This is a genomic window from Proteus sp. G2300 (genome assembly GCF_009915965.1).
In the GTDB taxonomy this organism is placed as follows: Bacteria; Pseudomonadota; Gammaproteobacteria; order Enterobacterales; family Enterobacteriaceae; genus Proteus; species Proteus vulgaris.
Genome location: NZ_JAABNK010000021.1, coordinates 70,869 through 89,718 on the forward strand (window position 1 = coordinate 70,869; position 18,850 = coordinate 89,718).

The window sequence follows — 18,850 nt, forward strand, 5'->3', positions numbered from 1 at the left end:
ATTATCTCCTGAGTTGCCATGAATACTATTAAACAGAATCTCGTCAATGTCAGGTCTCACATTGACACCGTAGCGCAAAAATGCGGCCGTTCTTCAGAAGAAATAACACTGCTTGCAGTGAGTAAAACAAAACCTGCGAGTGACATCGAAAAAGCAATCGCATGTGGACAAACTGAATTTGGCGAAAATTATGTCCAAGAAGGTGTCGACAAAATTAATTATTTTTCTGATAACAACACCTTAGTTTGGCACTTTATCGGCCCTTTACAGTCAAATAAAACACGCCTTGTTGCTGAACATTTTGATTGGTGCCATACCATTGATAGACTAAAAATCGCTCAAAGATTAAGTGATCAACGTCCTGCTTCATTGCCACCATTGAATGTACTTATTCAAATCAATATCAGTGATGAAAACAGCAAATCAGGTATTAATCTGACTGAACTTGATGGACTAGCAGCACAAATTTCTATTCTTTCAGGCATCAAGTTACGTGGATTAATGGCCATTCCTGCACCTGAAAGTCATTATGATAAACAAGTGGAAGTACTAGAAAAAATGCACCTCGCCTTTAAGCAGTTACAATCTCAATATCCCAACATCGATACATTATCTATGGGAATGACAAATGATATGGAGGCGGCTATTGCTTGTGGTTCAACACTTGTTCGTATTGGTACAGCAATTTTTGGTGCAAGAGATTACGCGACTAAGTAAAAATAGAGGTTTATATGGAACATCGTAACATCGCTTTTATTGGTGCTGGAAATATGGCTCAAGCCATTATTGCTGGATTGGTTCAAGGTGGATATCCCGCAAAAAAAATAACCGTCAGTTCACCTTCCGCTATTCGCAGAGAACCTTTAGTAAAAGAGTTTGGTATCCATAGTACTAATGACAATATTAACGCAGTGCAAAAAGCGGATGTCATTATACTAGCTGTAAAACCTCAAATGATGGAAGAAGTTTGTAAGCTCTTACAAAATATCGATATGCGTAAAAAGTTAGTCCTTACTATTGCGGCTGGCATTCCATCAGCCCGTTATAATGACTATTTTGCAACACCATTACAGCTTGTCCGCATTATGCCAAATACACCGGCGCTTGTGGGTAAAGGATTAAGTGGTATGTTTGCACCTCATTCGCTTTCATCTCAAGACAAACAATTTGCTGATGAGTTAATGAAAAGTGTCGGCATAACCGTTTGGGTAGAGCAAGAATCTGCCATCAATGATATTATCGCCGTTGCTGGTAGTGCACCCGCTTATTTCTTCTTGTTTATGGAATCAATGCAACAAGAAGCTGAACGTTTAGGTTTTTCACCTGATGTAGCAAGAGCCATCGTGCAACAAGCGGCAAGTGGCTCTACTGCCTTAGCTGAAAAACAACATATGCTACCTTTCTCAACTTTACGCGAGCAGGTAACATCAAAAGGTGGAACGACAGCGGCTGCGCTTATGCAGTTTTATGAAGGTAAATTACCTGAAAACGTCGCTTCTGCTATGCAAGCTGCGATTAAACGCGCACAAGAAATGGAAAAACAATTTTAATTTCATCAGGGCCAACTAATGAATTTTTTAAATTTCGTCATTCTGACTCTTCTTCAACTCTACACATCCGTGCTTCTATTACGTGTTTGGATGCAATGTGTCAGAGCTGATTTTTATAATCCTTTTTCACAGTTTATCGTCAAAATCACACAGCCCGTTATTCGCCCATTAAGAAGTTTTATTCCTTCTATTGGCCCTATTGATACAGCCTCAGTTTTACTGGCATATGTATTAATTCTATTAGGTATTATTATTCCATCTTACCTATCTGGAACATCAATTCCTTTCTCACTTATGTTTCCGTTTGCCTTTATTGAACTCTTAACAGCTGCGGGAAAAATGATTTTCTGGTTGATTATTATCCGTGCAATCCTTAGCTGGGTAAGTCAAGGCCGTAACCCGATTGATCATCTTTTATTTCAATTAACAGAACCGTTAATGGCACCAATTCGCCGTATTATTCCGGCAATGGGTGGATTAGATTTCTCTGCAATGATTGTTATTCTTGTGCTTTACGCCTTGAATTATCTGCGTGTAGATGTTTTACAATGGTTACTTAGCGTAACACTTTACTAAGGATAACATGCATGCAAAAAGTGGTGCTCGCGACAGGAAACCCGGGAAAGGTCAAAGAGCTAGCCTCTTTGCTTTCTGATTTCGGTTTAGATATTGTTGCTCAAACAGAGCTTGGTGTTGATTCTGTTGAAGAAACAGGCCTAACCTTTGTTGAAAATGCGCTTATTAAAGCGCGCCATGCGGCAAAAGTAACAGGTCTACCTGCCATTGCCGATGACTCGGGTATTTCAGTAAATGCTTTAGGCGGTGCTCCAGGTATTTACTCAGCACGCTATGCAGGGATTGATGCAAGCGATCAGCAAAATCTGGATAAATTGCTTAATGCAATGAAAGATGTACCAACTGAAAAACGCCAAGCACAATTTAACTGTGTATTGGTTTATATGCGCCATGAAAACGATCCAACGCCACTGATTTTCCACGGTATTTGGCACGGTATATTAAGCACCGATATGCACGGCGAAGGTGGATTTGGCTACGATCCTATTTTCTTTGTTCCTGAATTAAATTGTACTGCAGCACAATTAACAAAAGAGCAAAAAAATCAGCATTCGCATCGTGGTAAAGCACTTAAATTAATGTTGGATGCCCTTAAGAATGCTTAAGTTGCCTCCATTAAGTTTGTATATCCATATTCCTTGGTGTGTACAAAAATGCCCTTATTGCGATTTCAACTCACACACACTAAAGGGTGAAGTACCGCACCAGGAATATGTGCAACATTTACTCAATGACTTAGATGCCGATCTTATTCACGTTGGCTCCCGTAAAGTTCAAACCATATTTATTGGAGGCGGTACACCTAGCTTATTAAGTGCTGAGTCAATGGCTGATTTACTCTATGGTGTTAAAGAGCGTATTGCTGTTAGCCCGACTGCAGAAATTACCATGGAAGCAAATCCAGGAACCGTAGAAGCTGAACGCTTTGCCGGATTCCAACGTGCGGGTGTAAATCGTATTTCTATTGGTGTGCAAAGTTTTGGTGATGAAAAACTGATCCGTTTGGGACGCATTCATGATGCGGATGAAGCTAAAAACGCGGCTCGTTTAGCCAAAGAATTAGGGCTACGTAGCTTTAATTTAGATTTAATGCATGGATTACCAGACCAATCATTATCTCAAGCGCTTTCGGATTTACAGCAAGCAATAGAGTTATCCCCACCACATTTGTCTTGGTATCAATTAACCATTGAACCCAATACACAATTTGGCTCTCGTCCGCCTAAATTACCTGATGACGATATGCTGTGGGATATTTTCTCAGAAGGTGACAAATTATTGACAGCCGCAGGTTATCAACAATATGAAACATCAGCATATTGCAAACCGGGCTTTCAATGTGAGCACAACTTAAATTATTGGCGTTTCGGGGATTATTTAGGTATCGGTTGTGGTGCTCATGGAAAAATAAGCTTTGAAGATGGTCGCATAATGCGAACAGTAAAAACCAAGCATCCTAAAGGTTTTATGGAGGGCCGTTATCTCGATCAGCAACATTTTGTTGATAATGATGACCGTCCATTTGAATTTTTTATGAACCGTTTTCGTCTATTAGAAGCATTTCCAAGACAAGATTTCAGCGATTATACGGGACTTTCCGAAGAAGTTATTCGCCATCAAATAGATGAAGCTTTGGCTTTAGATTATATCAGTGAATCAGACACTCACTGGCAAATTACACCTCATGGCAAGCTGTTCCTCAATTCATTGCTTGAGTTATTTCTTTAATATTGCTGATTTCAAATAGCTAGCTTAAAAAAATGCCCATACTGATTATTCACAGTTGGGCATTTTTCTTTATTGCAAACCTTAAAACACCATAAAAATCTTAAGGTTAAGCCAATTAAAGTGCATTTTCTACCGCTTCAATTTGTTTAGTTAAGCTGTCTAAACCACCACCAGAAAGATACCAAAGATCAGCTTGTAGATAAACAATACCACTATTTTTATAGGCTGATGTTGATTTTATAGCACCATCTTCAAACGCTGTTTTTTCTAATTTACCCGCACCAATGGCCTCACTGCGATCAATAATAAAAATAACATCTGGGTTAGCTTGAACAATCATTTCTGATGTAACTACACGACGCTTGCCTTTCTCTTCTTCAGCAACAGGCGGTAATTCAGCTCTTTTAGCTTTAACAACATCATAAACAACACTTTGATTATTAGGCATTAAATTGCCAGCGTTATGTAATAGTACTAAAACTTTTTTGTCAGATCCTGCTGCTTTTTTCTGGGCTTGCTCAATAACAGTATTTAATTTAGCAATTTGCTCTTGAGTCACTTGCTGTTTATCAAATAATTCACCTAATAATTTAATATTTGACTCAACTGAATTGAGATAATTTGCACTGTTAGTACCTAAATTAACGGTTGGTGCAATTTTCGCTAAAGCATCATATGAGGCACCTTGGCGACCTGTAATAATAATTAAATCAGGTTTAATTTCGGCTAATTTTTCTAAGTCAGGCGCTTTCATGCCACCAACATTAGCCACGTTACTTGCAATACTTCCTTTAATATAGGCAGGCGCATTACCTAACGGTAGCCCAACCACTTTATCGGCTAAACCTAACTGAACTAAAGAATCATAAAGACCAAAATCAAATAGAACCACTTTTGAAGGGTTCTTAGTGACCGACGTTTCACCTAATAGGTGTTTAATCACCATCTTGTCATTGTGCTGGCTAATAACTTGGTTAGGTTGGTATTCGATTGGCGTTTTGCTTAACGCAGAGAAACTGGTTACAGAAAGGATAGATGCGATAACTAAAGGAAGGATCTTCTTCATTAATTTTGCCCTGTTTAAGTGGAATACTCAAACAGGGCATTCTAAACAGCTCATCTCATAAGTCAATTGAATAAGAATGATTTTCATTATTGTTTTCAATTGTTGTGAGCTAGCAATTTATATACTCTAAATAATTCAAGATATCGCTTGAAGCATGAGGAGTATCATTATTTTTTTAGAGAATTAACAAGCTCCACTCGTTGGCTTTCCATCTGGGTTATTTTGCTGCAAGCTTGCTGACCAAATTGAGTAAATGCAGCTTCTTGCTGTTTCCACTCCTGATCTATAATTTTTTGAAAACCATCTAAGTTTCCTAATAATCCACCTAAGGCTTTTTTACTGTCACCACCCGCGGCAGCTAATAACTGTTTTTTCCCCAACTCATTAATGCTGTCTTGCAACATACCACCTAGGCTACTTTCTACGATTTCACGGCCTTTGGCTTCAACGTCTTTAATGGCTTGAGAATGGAATGTAATGTTATTCGGTTCTATGCTGACCACTCTATCCATTTGTTGATTAAGATCTTTCTCTAATCGACTTAATCTATTGAGAATATTACTTTCTTTACCAAAAGCTTCAATTACCACTTTATCGAGCACCTTGCGAGAATCTTGCAGTTTTACCCCTGTTTCAGTTCTTAACCAAGGTACATCTCGTCTAACTGTGGCTTGATACTTCTTTGCTAACGCTTGTTGTTGCGGCGTCAATGTGGCGCTTTTTTCATTTTGGAATAATGTGCCATCGGGATAAATGACCATTAAACCCTGTGAGCCAGCAACTTCAACAAACTCAGGAGTAATACGTAAATCATCTTTTGGCATTACAGCGCAATCAAAACTGGGGGATGCATTGGCAAAGCCAGCAACAAAAAACAGTGCTACAGCAATATTTCTTAAATTCATAACAACTCTCCTGAAAACATGGCTAAAAAATCGAGCGCCCTACTTTGTTTGCTAATAATTCAAGTGCTGCACAACCTGCTAATGAATTACCTGATTTATCCAGCTCTGGTGACCAAACAGCAACAGTAAAAGCATCAGGGACAACAGCAATAATACCACCACCCACACCAGACTTTCCTGGAATGCCAATACGAAATGCAAATTCACCGGCACCATCATACATACCACAGGTTAACATTAACGCATTTATTTGGCGGGTTTGTCTTGGCGTAATAATCTGATTTTTATTCCCAACACTTATACCTTGATTGGCTAAATAACTAAAACATCGAACTAATTCAGTACAGCTCATTTCTATTGAACAATAATGAAAATAGGTTTCCAGTACCGTGATAACATCATTTTCAAAATTATCAAAAGATTTCATTAAATACGCGATTGACGCATTTCTGCTGAGATGTTCCATCTCTGATTTAGCCACAACTGCGTTATAACAAATATCAGGAGCATCCGTTAGAAAGCGAATCACTTCTAGCATTCTTTGCTTTGGTGCACTTAATCGAGACTGCAACATATCGGTGATAACAATAGCACCCGCATTAATAAAAGGGTTTCGCGGTATCCCTTTTTCCATCTCTAACTGTATTAAAGAATTAAAAGGCAAACCTGAAGGTTCTTTTCCTACACGTTGCCAAATTTCATCTTCTTCATAACGAGTTAAAGCGAGTGTCAAACTCAGTACTTTAGAAATAGACTGAATAGAAAAACGCTTGTCAGCCATACCCGATTGATAAAGCTCACCATCCACCGTATAAACAGCTATAGCCAACTGTTCTGAAGACACTTGAGCTAACGCGGGAATATAATCCGCGACTTTTCCTTGTCCTATTAATGGACGAATTTGTTGCAAAATATCTGACAGTAATGTGTTAGATAACGTTGTAATCACAGTCCCTTCCCCAGACAGACAAGGGCATCCTTTTGGATGCCCTTGTTATTATTTGCTAAATGTATAACTTTCTATCAGTCCCACCAAACATCAAATAGCTCAGAGGTCTGTACATCTTGCATTTTATTCTCTTTTAGGAAGTTTTCGACTAATTGGCGATGTTCTTCTGTACATTTACCAATTTGTTGTAAGCAAATTAGGCCTTCCCAGCTCAGGTAACCACTTGCATCAAATGCCAGCCCGTTTGGCTCAATAACTTTGAGGATCAGTTCATCAACAAAGCGATCCACTTCCTCAATTGGGGTATTTTCTGGGAAAGTCCATTTAACTGAAAAACCTAATTCCTGAAATTCATCGATACGCATTTTTTTGCGTAAACGGCGACTACGTTGTTTAGCCATTATTTTACCCTCTTAAACATAAGATCCCATACACCATGCCCCAAACGATGACCGCGTTTTTCAAACTTAGTCACGGGGCGTGTTTCTGGTCGTGGTACATAATCCTGAGTTTCTGACAAATTCTGATAACCTTCAACACTTGTCATCACTTCAAGCATATGTTCTGCATATGGTTCCCAATCTGTTGCCATATGAAAAACACCATCTAACGTTAATTTTTTTAAAATTAATTCTGCAAAAGGCACTTGAACAATGCGACGTTTATTATGACGCGCTTTGTGCCATGGATCAGGGAAGAATAACTGAACCATTTTTAAGCTATTATCTGGGATCATATGATTGAGCACTTCGATCGCGTCGTGACACATCACTCTCAGATTACTTAATTGTTCTTCTTCAGCACTCGCAAGACAAGCACCCACACCTGGTGCGTGTACTTCAATACCGAAATAATTATTTTCTGGTGTATTTTTTGCCATAGTCACGAGCGATGCGCCCATACCGAAGCCAATTTCCAAAATAACAGGTGCTTCGCGTCCAAAAACCTGACTGAAGTCGATGGGTTCCGGTTGATATTCAATGCCAAAAATAGGCCACTGTATTTCTAATGCTTGTTCTTGACGAGGAGTTAAACGGCCTTGCCTACGAACAAAACTACGAACACGCCGTAAAGCACGCCCTTCTTCATTGAATTCCGGAGAAATTACATTCTTGATCATGTCTAATACTGTCAGTCGTTAGGCCAATTATTTACTTAAAATCGTTATAATGTCGCTAGGGTATAAACTTAACCGACATTATCCAAAGATCCCTAAGTTTAGCAAGAGTCACACATAGAAGCATCACTCTATAAGATAAATATTAAGAGTGTTTACAGTTTATCCTCTCTGTGGTGCAATCTTACCTTAATCAAAACATGAGTTAATAAAATAAAACATGATGGAAGCACTGCAATTTTCGCAAGCCGTACTCAATTGGTATCACAAATATGGGCGTAAAGCGCTCCCTTGGCAGCAAGAAAAAACGCCCTATCACGTTTGGTTATCAGAGGTTATGTTGCAACAAACCCAAGTGGCGACAGTTATTCCTTATTTTGAACGTTTTATTGCACGTTTTCCGGATGTCACTGCATTGGCTAAAGCACCATTAGATGAAGTACTTCATCTTTGGACCGGCCTTGGGTATTACGCAAGAGCCAGAAACTTACATAAAGCAGCACAACACATTGTAGATAAACATCAAGGACAGTTTCCTGATACCTTTGAGCACGTTTGTGCTTTACCTGGCGTTGGACGTTCGACAGCAGGTGCTATTTTATCATTATCACTAAAGCAACCTTTTCCTATTCTTGATGGTAATGTGAAACGGGTTTTAGCACGCTGTTATGCAATCGAAGGTTGGCCTGGTAAAAAAGAAGTTGAAAATAAATTGTGGGAAATAAGTGAAAACGTTACCCCTATTGAAGGCGTAGAGTATTTCAATCAAGCGATGATGGATTTAGGTGCAATGGTTTGTACAAGAAGTAAACCTAAATGCGAGTTATGCCCATTAAATAAGGGTTGTATTGCTTATGCTCAAAACAATTGGGCGGATTATCCTGGGAAAAAACCGAAAAAAGTCATCCCTGAGAAAACAACTTATTTTCTTATTTTACAGTATGATAATCTTGTTTGGTTGGATAAAAGACCTCCAGCAGGAATATGGGGTGGGCTATTTTCCTTCCCTCAGTTTGAAACAAAAGCACTTTTAGAACAGTGGATAACTGAGCATGGACTTGAGAATAATAAATCAGAACAATTGATTTCATTTCGACATACCTTTAGCCACTTTCATTTAGATATTGTGCCAATTTGCGTAAAACTCTCAACGTTTACTTCTATGATGGAGGCGCAAAAAGGACTTTGGTATAACTTACAGACTCCTGCAACCGTAGGGTTGGCAGCACCTGTAGAGAATTTACTTAGACAATTAGCCTAAGCTAATCCCTGCGATATTGAGGATTTATTATGAGCAGAACTATTTTTTGTACTTTCCTAAACAAAGAAGCTGATGGACTTGATTTTCAGTTGTACCCAGGAGAAATTGGAAAGCGCATTTTCAATGAGATCTCTAAAGAAGCATGGGCTCAATGGATGGCAAAACAGACCATGCTTATCAATGAAAAAAAACTTAACACCATGAATCCTGATGATCGCAAACTCTTAGAACAAGAAATGGTGCGATTTTTATTCGAAGGCCATGATGTTCATATTGACGGCTATACTCCACCTGAAAAATAATATTCATATTTCCAGAGCCTTTTAGGCTCTGGTATTTTATTCACCATAGCGATGCAATTGACCATGAAAAAAATCCTTCTCTTGCTGATTATCGCCCCTCTACTCATTTCTTGTAGTAGCAAACCACCGAAAACATTTGAGCCTGATTACGCAAAGGATACCAATGCGTTCGATATTCTTATGGGGCAATTTGCCAATAATATCGAAATGATTTGGGGTATGAAGGAAGTATTAATCGCAGGCCCTAAAGACTACGTAAAATATACTGATGCTTATAAAACACGTAGCCATATTAATTTTGAAGCTGGTACGATCACGATAGAAACTTTAGGTGATGATGCACCTCAATTTCAATTGCATAAGGCAATAGTCACAACGTTATTGATGGGCGAAGATCCAGGCTCTATCGACCTCTATTCTGACGTCAATAATATCCCTCACAGCACAGAACCTTTTTTATTAGGACAAGTACTCGATAACACAGGGCAACCAATACGTTGGGAATGGCGAGCCAATAAATTTGCAGATTATCTGATCGCCAATAAATTACAAAAACGTCAATCTGGTATGAATACGATTTGGTATGTCACCCTTAATCTTGTTCCTAATCATCTTGATAAACGTGCTCATAAGTATTTACCATTAGTTCAACAAGCAGCAGCTAAATATGGTGTTGAACCTTCACTGATTTTGGCAATTATGCAAATTGAATCAAGTTTCAACCCATATGCGGTGAGTAGTTCTGATGCACTTGGTTTAATGCAGATTATGCCAGCAACAGCAGGGCGTGATGTTTTCCGGATGCAAGGCAAGTCAGGGCAACCAAGCCGTGGTTACTTGTTTGATCCTGCTAATAATATTGATGCAGGAGCGGCTTATATCTCAATACTGCAAAACAGTTACCTTGGAGATATCAAAGATCCTGTTTCTCGCCGTTACGCCGTTATACAGGCTTACAACGGTGGTGCTGGTAGTGTGTTACGAATATTTCATAATGATAAGAAAAAAGCGGCTGCAATGATTAACGATTTAGAACCCGCGCAAGTGTATACCACATTACGTAATAAGCACCCTGCCGACCAATCTCGTCGTTATCTTGAGAAGGTCAGCACAGCTCAACGCAACTATCGCTAATTGTAACTTAACTTAACAACAAGGCTTATCCAACATTATTGGGTAAGCTTTGTTGTTATTGAGCCTCTGATTGAAACTTTATAAATTGCTTTATCATCATGTATTTTGATTATCGCAAAATACATGATGATTTATTTTTACTCTTTTTCCATAGTAAGTAGTGTTTTATTAACCAATAAGTTTAAAAAAACAGCAATCAAACGGTTTTGTGATAAATAACGTTGACGAGCAAAGCGATATCAGGTTTAATACGCCCCGTTGCCCGAATAGCTCAGTCGGTAGAGCAGGGGATTGAAAATCCCCGTGTCCTTGGTTCGATTCCGAGTTCGGGCACCATCTTTAGAAAAACCAGCCTTATGGCTGGTTTTTTGCTTTCTAGGTTTATAAATTTTCAATATTAAAACTAATACCGACTCGTTTAAACATGAAAATTTCCTTTGTTGTCTTATTACTTTCCTTATTTTCTTAATAAGATAATTTCTATTACAGCCTTATTATATTAATAAGGCTGTAATGTATTAGAATAGTGTTATCTTTCTTGCATAGCCTGCTTCATTCTTGTAATTGGCTTAATCAAATATTGAAACACCGTTTTCTCACCCGTCTTAATATCCACACCAGCAATCATCCCGGGAATAACGGGTAATTCCTTTCCATTTTTATCAGTAAGATGGCTGTTCTGCGTTGTGACTAATACGCGATAAAAAGCTTCATCCTGATTAAGTTTTAAATCACTGGGTCTCTTTTGATCATGTAATGTATCTGGACTGACTAAAGTCACAGTACCTTCCAATCCACCATAAATAGCGTAATCATAAGCGGTCAGTTTGACTAAGGCCGGCATTCCTGTACGAACATATGCAACATCTCTTGGGTTGATATAAGCTTCAACTAATAATTGGTCTTCCAATGGAACAATTTCCATAATATCTTGACCAGCTGAAATTACTCCACCAACAGTATTAATACGTATATTTTTAACAATTCCTCTTAATGGTGCCCGTATTAATGCTCGTTCTACTGGATCCGCACGCCCAGCCATATTTTCCCTTGCCTGAGCTAATTCTGCTTCTGTTTTAACTAATTCCGCACTTGCTTCCGTTAAATATTTATTTTTCTTTTCATTTATCTGTGACTGAATATCGGCTGACTGACGTTCTATTCGCAATAACTCCACAGCAGACATAGCGCCTTGTGCAACAATAGGTTTTGTTATTGCTATTTCTCTGTCTAATAAGGCTTTGCTTTTTTGTAAATTATTTACCCCTGATTCGAGCGCCTCTTTACGTATATTATATACTGTTGTTTCTCGTGCCACTAAATCAGTAGCTAACCCCTCTGGAAATTTAAGTTCAGTAGAATAGGCCTCCGCTTTCAGTCTTGCTCGAATCGCTTCAAGATTATCAACTTTTGCTTCACTTTCCCTCAAAATGGCTGATGAGCGAGTATCATCCAGCGTTAACAAAACTTGCCCTTTTTCAACAATATCCCCCTCCTTGACTTCCATGCTTTTTAATATACCAGCATCCAGTGTTTGAATTATCTGTTCACGGCTACTCGGAATAATACTGCCCTGCCCCCGAGTCACTTCTTCGAGACTACTATTCCATGCCCAAATAACAAAAATAACTACAAAGATCAGTAACATTGTGATCATCATAAAACTTTTATGATGTTTTTCATTCTGAAGCGCCGCATGTAAGTCATTTAAAAGTGCTAAGTCTTTATTAGAAAAGACTTCTTTAGAATGACTTGAAGGCGTCACTTGTTTTTTATTTAATTCTTCCATTTCAACGTTCTCAATCTTACTTATCTATTTGGGCATTTGAGTGAACAGTTATTTGTTTTTGTTTTTCTTTTTCATTTTTGGCTAACTGCTGTAAAACCGCATCTCTAGGCCCATCCATCACAACTTTACCGTTATCTACAACAATTATTCGGTTGACGATACTGAGTACCTGAGGCCGATGCGTAACGACTAATAATGTTCTTGTGCGACACCATGCTGAAATAGCATTTAATGCCTGGATTTCTGAATATTGGTCAAGTCCCGTTGTTGGTTCATCCAGTAAGACAACTTTAGGATTTCTCATCGTCATTCTAGCCAAGGCGACAATTTGTTTTTGCCCGCCGGAAAGACCTAACCCATTCTCTCCCAAGGGCATATCTAACCCTCTCGGGTGTTTTCTAATGACTTTATCTAAACCAAATCGCTTTAAAGCCATGATTAAGTCTTGATCACTAGAAAAACCATCCATACGGGCTAAATCAAGATTCTCTCTTAAACTACCCAAAAACAGCCTTGGCTCCTGCTCTAATAACAAAACCTGATTACGTAAATAATGAGGGTCTATTTGGCGAATATCGACATCATCCAGAGTGATACTTCCTTGTTCCGCCGGATATAACCCAGTAGCTAATTTTAAGGTCGTTGATTTACCACTACCAATACGTCCGAGTATGCCAACTTTTTCACCAGGTTTTATTTCAAATGATAAATTTTTGACCACACTGCTATTATCTTGATTATAAGCAAATGAAACATTATGGAATTTTATATTTCCATTAATTTGTTTCAGCGTAATGTATTTTCTTTCCGGTTCACGCTCTGAAGGTCGTTCAACAATGTCATTTACGCCTTTTAAGGCGACCCAAGCCTGTTGAAAGCGCACAGCTAAGCCCGCAATTTGTCCTAATGGTGATAAGGCTCTGCCTGATAAAATAACCGTTGCGATTAATGCTCCCATCGTAATTTTATTTGCAGGGTCGTCACTATGAATTAAATAAGTACCTATAATTACTAAAAATATCGTATTCAATTGTTGCATCATAACTGCAAAATAAATGACAAAATTACTGATATTTTTAACTTTCATTGATGAAGATGCTGTTTTTGCGGTGTAATAGTCCCAACGCTTTTGCGCCCAATTCATGGCATTATTCGTTTTTAATGTTTCTATTCCCTCAATAGCTTCTACCGCTAATCCCTGCCTTTGAGATGATTCCTTCATCGATTCATTAATATATTTAGATAAAGGGATTTGAGCTAAAAATCCGACAACAATAACTAGTGGAATTATCGTCAGTGGTACAAAAGCTAAACTACCACCAACAACTGCAATTACAGATACAAATAAAATTAAAAAAGGCATATCAACTAATGTTAATAAACTCGCACTCGTCATAAAGTCACGAACAGATTCAAAATCTCGCAAATTATTAACATAAGAACCTGATGATTGAGGACGTTCTTTCAACTTAAGGTTAGTCACTTTTCTAAATAAAGCAGAACTGATAATTAAGTCTGCTTTTTTGCCTGCAATATCAGTTAACCGCCCTCGGATCATTTTTGCTGTAAATTCAAATAATATCGCAATAATAACCCCTATACTTAAAACCCAAAGCGTTTCATAAGATTTATTTGGTATAACTCTGTCATAAACATTCATGACATATAATGAACTAACAAGTGCTAGAAAATTAATAACGAATGTAGCGAGAATAATTTGATAATAATATTTTTTAAAGCGCCATATCACTTTAAAAAACCATGCTTTAGGCATTGTATATTCAGGCAACTCTGAACGAACATCAACTATAGTACGAGGTTTAATAAACCAGCAATAACCTAAATACTTTTCACTTAATTCAAGTTGAGTAAACCATACAGATAAACCATCAACTTGTTGAATCTTATATTTTCGCTGTCCGGCTTCATCAAATGAAATTTCAGTTAAAACAGCACTCTCTTCATTTTTTAATAATAACAACACTGGCATCGCCAAAGAGGGAATATCATCCAACAAACGTTGTGATAATGTGTTTTCAAATCCTTCACTCTTCAGGTACTCAATCAGCGATGAAAAATCAATTCCCATCTTTGCGGTACGGATTGTATGCGCAGTCAGTGTAGCCACAGATAAGTGTGTACCTAATAACTGAGTTGTAAGAGAAAGACCTTCTATGATCAATTTCATAACTACAATATTTACCTTAGCTTATTAGTGTGTGAGTGAGTTAAGCGCCCAGTGAGAAAGCGTTCCTTGTGCATACAAATAATCAAGCATCCCTTGTCTGAGATCATTCAATGTCGTGGCATAAGATAATTCAACATCTGATAATTCTTTTTCTGCATTCAAAACATCTAACAAAGAACGGCGTGCAACATTAAATTGCAGTTGATAAAAATCAACGACTTTTGTCGATGACAAAATTTGCGCATCTAATATCTTTAATTTTTGGGTACTTTTTTGAATATTAATAACCGACAAGCGCCTTGCTTCTTCAATGTCTCTAATAACCCGATCCATTCTCTGCTGAGCTGCATTTAACTGACTTACTTTTTCATCCACAGAATAGAGTGATGAGAAGTTAATAATATCCCATGTCACATCAATACCTATTTGACGATCATCTTTAGTTATATTTCCAGTTAAATTAACTCTTGGTAGTTGTTTTTTATTTTCAACTTTAACGCCCATTTTTTTAGCATCGATATCAGCCTGACTGACAAGATAGGCTGGATTTTTATTATTATTTTCTGCAGTAAACTCCCGATACATATCACTAACCGTCATTCCTTCAAAAGGATTGACAAGATCACTTTCGCCAACAGGAAATCCTGTATATTTTGATAACGTACTTAATGTTGTCATTAATTCTTTTTCATAATGATTAATATCTTGTTCTACTAATATTTTTCTTGCTTCTGCCTGAACATATTCAGAAATACGCCCTTCATCATTACGGGCGATCACATTTAATTCAGCTATAATTTTATTATGTCTATCTAAACTTCTTTTCTTTACCGTAATAGATTCTTTGGCTAGCAATGCTTTTAAATAGAGATTAGATATAGTATAAGCAATATTTTCTTTAGTTTCGCTGTATTTAAATTGATAATAAAGCTGTTCTTTTTCATTACGTTCAACATCACTTTCTATTCCACCAAAAGAATAGAGATTTAATTCACCGTGAAGTCCGGGAATAAAATTATTATCATCATAATCACGGCTATCACGATGATATTGACCTAATAATTTATTTCCAGTCACACTTAATATAGGAAAGTGCTGAGCTTGAGCCTGATTAACACGAGCAACAGCTATATCTACATCAGCCTTAGCTTCTAATAACTCTGGTGCATTATTTAATGAATTATTTAATATATATTTCAAAGAATTTGCATGTGAATTAAAAAATACGCCTCCAAAAATAATAATTGTTATTATTTTGAGTTTATTTATAGAAAACACAGATATTACCTCTAATAAGCAAGCGCAATCTAAATATAAAAAATTTATGATTGGATAATAAGGCTACCCGAATGGGTAGCCTTAGATTTAATTAAAACTGATAATTAAAAAACGCCTCCGTTATCGATAATATTATTATCAATATAGACATTTGCCCCACTTACACTGCTGTAAAGCGTATAAGTATGCTCAGTTCCATCTAATGCGGTTGCTTTAACTGTTGTCGCCGTTGCAGTGAATGTTCCTAAACTTCCTGCACCATCAGCACCCAAATCAACTTTATCATTAGCATCACCGGAAATATAAATGGTTGAATTTGTATTCATACCCAATACATCCGATGCTGTTAATTTGACTAATTGAGATTCATTACTAGCCTTCAGATCAGAACCAACAGTCATATCCACTTTTTCAAAGCCAGTAATACCTTCATTTTTACTGGATGCTAGATTGACGGAGATTGTTCCTGTCAGAACCAAGGTATCGCTACCTTCTCCGCCTTTAATATAACCTTGATTACCAGAGGAGGTAGAATCATAGTCTTTTGTCAGAACAACAGTGTCATCCCCAGCACCAGCATCAATGATCAGATTTTTAGCAATTGTGCCTAATTTAAAAGTGTCATTTCCGTCTTCACCATTGACTATGGTGTTATAAACAGAATCCCCCATTACGCCAGAAGTGGTATCAAATACATCATCGCCTGCTCCCAGTGAAATAGTTGTGTTATATGCACCATCAAGGACAGTAACAGTATCATTGCCGTCACCCATAGAGACCGTATTACCACCATAAATCCATCCGGCTGTTAAGGTATCCGCATTGTCGCCGACAGAAATATTACCAGTCAGGTTTTTAGTTACCGTAATATTATCACTACCGTATCCACCTAAAATTTCACCGGATACAGAGCCATAAATAGTGACAGTATTAACATCTGTGGTCGCGTCAATATTATTATCATTACCCAGGCTTAAATTACTGCCGTCCTGATAAACAGAAAGATACTCTTTTGGCAGATTTGACTTAGCTTGAGTACCGCTACCTAGATCTAATAAACCAGACAATTCAGTATTATTTTCAGTCTTCGCATCTCCCTGAATGTATGTATCGCTACCCGACCCTAAATAAATTTGACCATCATTCGCCAGATTTCCTGTACGTTTAATGGTAACAGTGTCATCACCAGCTTCCATAAAGAGATAACTACCCGCATACATAACACGCATTGCTGTATTCATGCCATCCATAGTAAAGGTATCTTTACCTTCACCAGCATAGACTCGTGTATTCGTTAACATATTGCCACGAATAACCATCAAGTCATCACCCGCGCCTAAATCAACCGTAGTAATACTCGCACTACCGTCTGTTTTAGCCCCGTCAGCACCGTTATCCAGAGAGCTAGCCACGTTACTATATGATGCTGTTTCCATTCCATCCTGGTAATAACCAACATAAAGTGTGTCATTATAGTTGGTGGTTACCATTGGGTCATTTTTGCCACTATTAACACCAATGGTATATCCAAAATCCCCACCTTCTGCCACTGATGACGATAATGAGTATTTTAGTGTGAAATCACCGTCTAAATTACGTAATGAAATTGGGTTACCATCGTAAATAACGCCCGTGGCTGAAGCGCCTGCATTATTTACAGTATCCGTCACCACTGTAGCGTTATCAGATGTTCCCGTAATGGTTGCAACCACTTTCTCCATACCTTCTGCATTAAATGCATTCTGGTTAGCTTCCATTGTTGGATCAACGATAAATGAAACGCTCTTAGAGCCAGCAGGAATAACAACCGTTACTGTTGAGGCTCCATCATATGTCACTTTGCCTGTATCACCATGTAAGGTTATTTTTCCGTCATGTTGAGAACCAGCCAACGTTGAATAATCTGGCGCACTCGCATAACCCGCACCATTTGTTAAGGAGATTGTTACGGTCACATCCTGTGATGCAACGTGATCCAGAGCAACGGTATACACTAATCCCGTAGTATCATCGTTATCCTCAATGGTTGCTGGAACATCTATAACTTTCCCAGAAACAGAGGCAGCTGCACCAATCTTATCCCCTTTATCATCCGTTGATGTTGTATCGACACTAATACTCACCGTTGGTAACACATCAGTTTTGGATGTCGCAGTTGCTGGATCACTTTCATTACCGCTAGGATCTTTAGCAACAGCGGTGACTTCACTGTTATCTTTTACATTATCATACGGAATTGTGGTGCTATCGCCATTACTGTCAGGGATCAAATTAGGATCACTGGATGTCCAGCCATTATCCCCTTTCTCCATTGTTACAGTCTGTTTGTCACCGTTTTCATCTTCAAAAGTAATTTCAACAGTATCCCCTTTATTCGCATCTTTCGGCAGTTCGACGGAAACAGAGCCATTATCTTCCGCATTTAATACCGGTGCCGATGGTGCAACTGTGTCTACCATAAAGTCTGCTGGTTTACCTTCACCACTGGTGTTACCCGCAGGATCAGTAATTTCAGCTTTAACAGAATAATGACCATCTGGTGTAACTTTATCTGCTGGGATAGTTATATCCGCTTTACCTGCTTTCACTTCATCTGCAGTCAGTGTGTGCTCAACTGTTTCTGTCTTACCATCTGGCTTGGTGATAGTCAGTGTCAATGTATCACCTTCAGCACTGCCTCCCGGTACCGTGACTTCAGTTTGTACACCGTCTTTTAGCTCTTCGGCATTTACACCGTTAGCTGCTTCTGGAATAGTCACTACGGGTGTTGTATCCACCACACCATCACCGTCGGTATCACCCGGAATTTGGGTATCAACCGTAAAGTCAGTTGGTTGACCTTGGCCACTGGTATTACCCGCAGGATCCTTGATTTCGGCTGTGACGGAATATTTACCATCCGGCGTAACTTTATCTGCTGGGATAGTTACATCCGCTTTACCTACTTTCACTTCATCTGCAGTCAGTGTGTGCTCAACTGTTTCTGTCTTACCATCTGGTTTAGTGA

Annotated in this window: 16 protein-coding genes, 1 tRNA gene and 1 pseudogene; 9 read left to right on the forward strand and 9 right to left on the reverse strand. The window is 38.3% G+C overall.

The window, feature by feature from the left end:
- Nucleotides 1–18: 18 nt before the first annotated feature.
- The 5 genes from GWI97_RS10305 to hemW are packed head-to-tail and all read left to right on the forward strand — an operon-like array spanning nt 19 to nt 3,854.
- Nucleotides 19–717, forward strand: a complete 699-nt coding sequence (locus GWI97_RS10305; RefSeq protein WP_036932635.1) for a YggS family pyridoxal phosphate-dependent enzyme — start codon at nt 19–21, stop codon at nt 715–717.
- A gap of 14 nt (nt 718–731) precedes the next feature.
- Nucleotides 732–1,550, forward strand: a complete 819-nt coding sequence (gene proC / locus GWI97_RS10310) for a pyrroline-5-carboxylate reductase (protein ID WP_036932636.1) — start codon at nt 732–734, stop codon at nt 1,548–1,550.
- Nucleotides 1,551–1,568: 18 nt separating this feature from the next.
- On the forward strand, nt 1,569–2,126 hold the full coding sequence (locus tag GWI97_RS10315; protein ID WP_036932637.1) for a YggT family protein: 558 nt from the start codon (nt 1,569–1,571) through the stop codon (nt 2,124–2,126).
- Nucleotides 2,127–2,137: 11 nt separating this feature from the next.
- Nucleotides 2,138–2,731, forward strand: coding sequence for an RdgB/HAM1 family non-canonical purine NTP pyrophosphatase (gene rdgB, locus GWI97_RS10320; protein WP_036932640.1), 594 nt, complete (start codon nt 2,138–2,140; stop codon nt 2,729–2,731).
- Nucleotides 2,724–3,854, forward strand: a complete 1,131-nt coding sequence (hemW, locus tag GWI97_RS10325; protein WP_087802647.1) for a radical SAM family heme chaperone HemW — start codon at nt 2,724–2,726, stop codon at nt 3,852–3,854. The genes rdgB and hemW overlap by 8 nt, the downstream gene beginning before the upstream one ends.
- A 115-nt stretch (nt 3,855–3,969) precedes the next feature.
- On the opposite strand, the gene GWI97_RS10330 is transcribed toward hemW, so the two are convergent.
- The 5 genes from GWI97_RS10330 to trmB all read right to left on the reverse strand — a co-directional run bounded on the left by GWI97_RS10330 (nt 3,970) and on the right by trmB (nt 7,894).
- Entirely contained in the window at nt 3,970–4,920 is a 951-nt protein-coding gene (locus tag GWI97_RS10330) for a siderophore ABC transporter substrate-binding protein (protein ID WP_087802650.1), read from the reverse strand.
- A gap of 167 nt (nt 4,921–5,087) precedes the next feature.
- Entirely contained in the window at nt 5,088–5,825 is a 738-nt protein-coding gene (locus tag GWI97_RS10335) for a DUF2884 family protein (protein ID WP_036932643.1), read from the reverse strand.
- A gap of 22 nt (nt 5,826–5,847) precedes the next feature.
- On the reverse strand, nt 5,848–6,774 hold the full coding sequence (gene glsB, locus GWI97_RS10340; RefSeq protein ID WP_036932645.1) for a glutaminase B: 927 nt from the start codon (nt 6,772–6,774) through the stop codon (nt 5,848–5,850).
- Between the two features lie 74 nt (nt 6,775–6,848).
- A complete protein-coding gene (locus tag GWI97_RS10345; protein WP_006534836.1) occupies nt 6,849–7,175 on the reverse strand; it encodes a YggL family protein in 327 nt (108 codons plus the stop codon).
- Nucleotides 7,175–7,894 carry a tRNA (guanosine(46)-N7)-methyltransferase TrmB gene (gene trmB / locus GWI97_RS10350; RefSeq protein WP_036932648.1) on the reverse strand — a complete coding sequence of 240 codons (720 nt, stop codon included), beginning with the start codon at nt 7,892–7,894 and terminating at the stop codon, nt 7,175–7,177. The genes GWI97_RS10345 and trmB overlap by 1 nt, the downstream gene beginning before the upstream one ends.
- A 217-nt stretch (nt 7,895–8,111) precedes the next feature.
- Here trmB and mutY point away from each other — a divergent pair, with 217 nt between their 5' ends.
- The 4 genes from mutY to GWI97_RS10370 all read left to right on the forward strand — a co-directional run bounded on the left by mutY (nt 8,112) and on the right by GWI97_RS10370 (nt 10,924).
- Complete coding sequence (gene mutY / locus GWI97_RS10355) at nt 8,112–9,152, forward strand: A/G-specific adenine glycosylase (RefSeq protein ID WP_036932649.1); 1,041 nt, start codon at nt 8,112–8,114, stop codon at nt 9,150–9,152.
- A gap of 29 nt (nt 9,153–9,181) precedes the next feature.
- Nucleotides 9,182–9,454, forward strand: a complete 273-nt coding sequence (locus tag GWI97_RS10360; protein ID WP_006534840.1) for an oxidative damage protection protein — start codon at nt 9,182–9,184, stop codon at nt 9,452–9,454.
- A 63-nt stretch (nt 9,455–9,517) separates the two neighbouring features.
- On the forward strand, nt 9,518–10,588 hold the full coding sequence (gene mltC, locus GWI97_RS10365; RefSeq protein WP_036932651.1) for a membrane-bound lytic murein transglycosylase MltC: 1,071 nt from the start codon (nt 9,518–9,520) through the stop codon (nt 10,586–10,588).
- Between the two features lie 260 nt (nt 10,589–10,848).
- Nucleotides 10,849–10,924, forward strand: a tRNA-Phe gene (locus tag GWI97_RS10370).
- Between the two features lie 193 nt (nt 10,925–11,117).
- Here the strand turns inward: GWI97_RS10370 and GWI97_RS10375 are convergent.
- The 4 genes and pseudogenes from GWI97_RS10375 to GWI97_RS10390 all read right to left on the reverse strand — a co-directional run.
- Nucleotides 11,118–12,377: an HlyD family type I secretion periplasmic adaptor subunit gene (locus tag GWI97_RS10375; protein WP_036932653.1), complete on the reverse strand. Its 1,260-nt coding sequence runs from the start codon at nt 12,375–12,377 to the stop codon at nt 11,118–11,120.
- 16 nt (nt 12,378–12,393) lie between these two features.
- Nucleotides 12,394–14,565: a type I secretion system permease/ATPase gene (locus tag GWI97_RS10380; RefSeq protein WP_087802653.1), complete on the reverse strand. Its 2,172-nt coding sequence runs from the start codon at nt 14,563–14,565 to the stop codon at nt 12,394–12,396.
- Nucleotides 14,566–14,589: 24 nt separating this feature from the next.
- On the reverse strand, nt 14,590–15,843 hold the full coding sequence (locus tag GWI97_RS10385) for a TolC family protein (RefSeq protein WP_036932655.1): 1,254 nt from the start codon (nt 15,841–15,843) through the stop codon (nt 14,590–14,592).
- A gap of 104 nt (nt 15,844–15,947) precedes the next feature.
- Nucleotides 15,948–18,671 (reverse strand): annotated as a pseudogene (locus GWI97_RS10390) (beta strand repeat-containing protein); the annotation flags it as partial.
- Nucleotides 18,672–18,850: the final 179 nt, after the last annotated feature.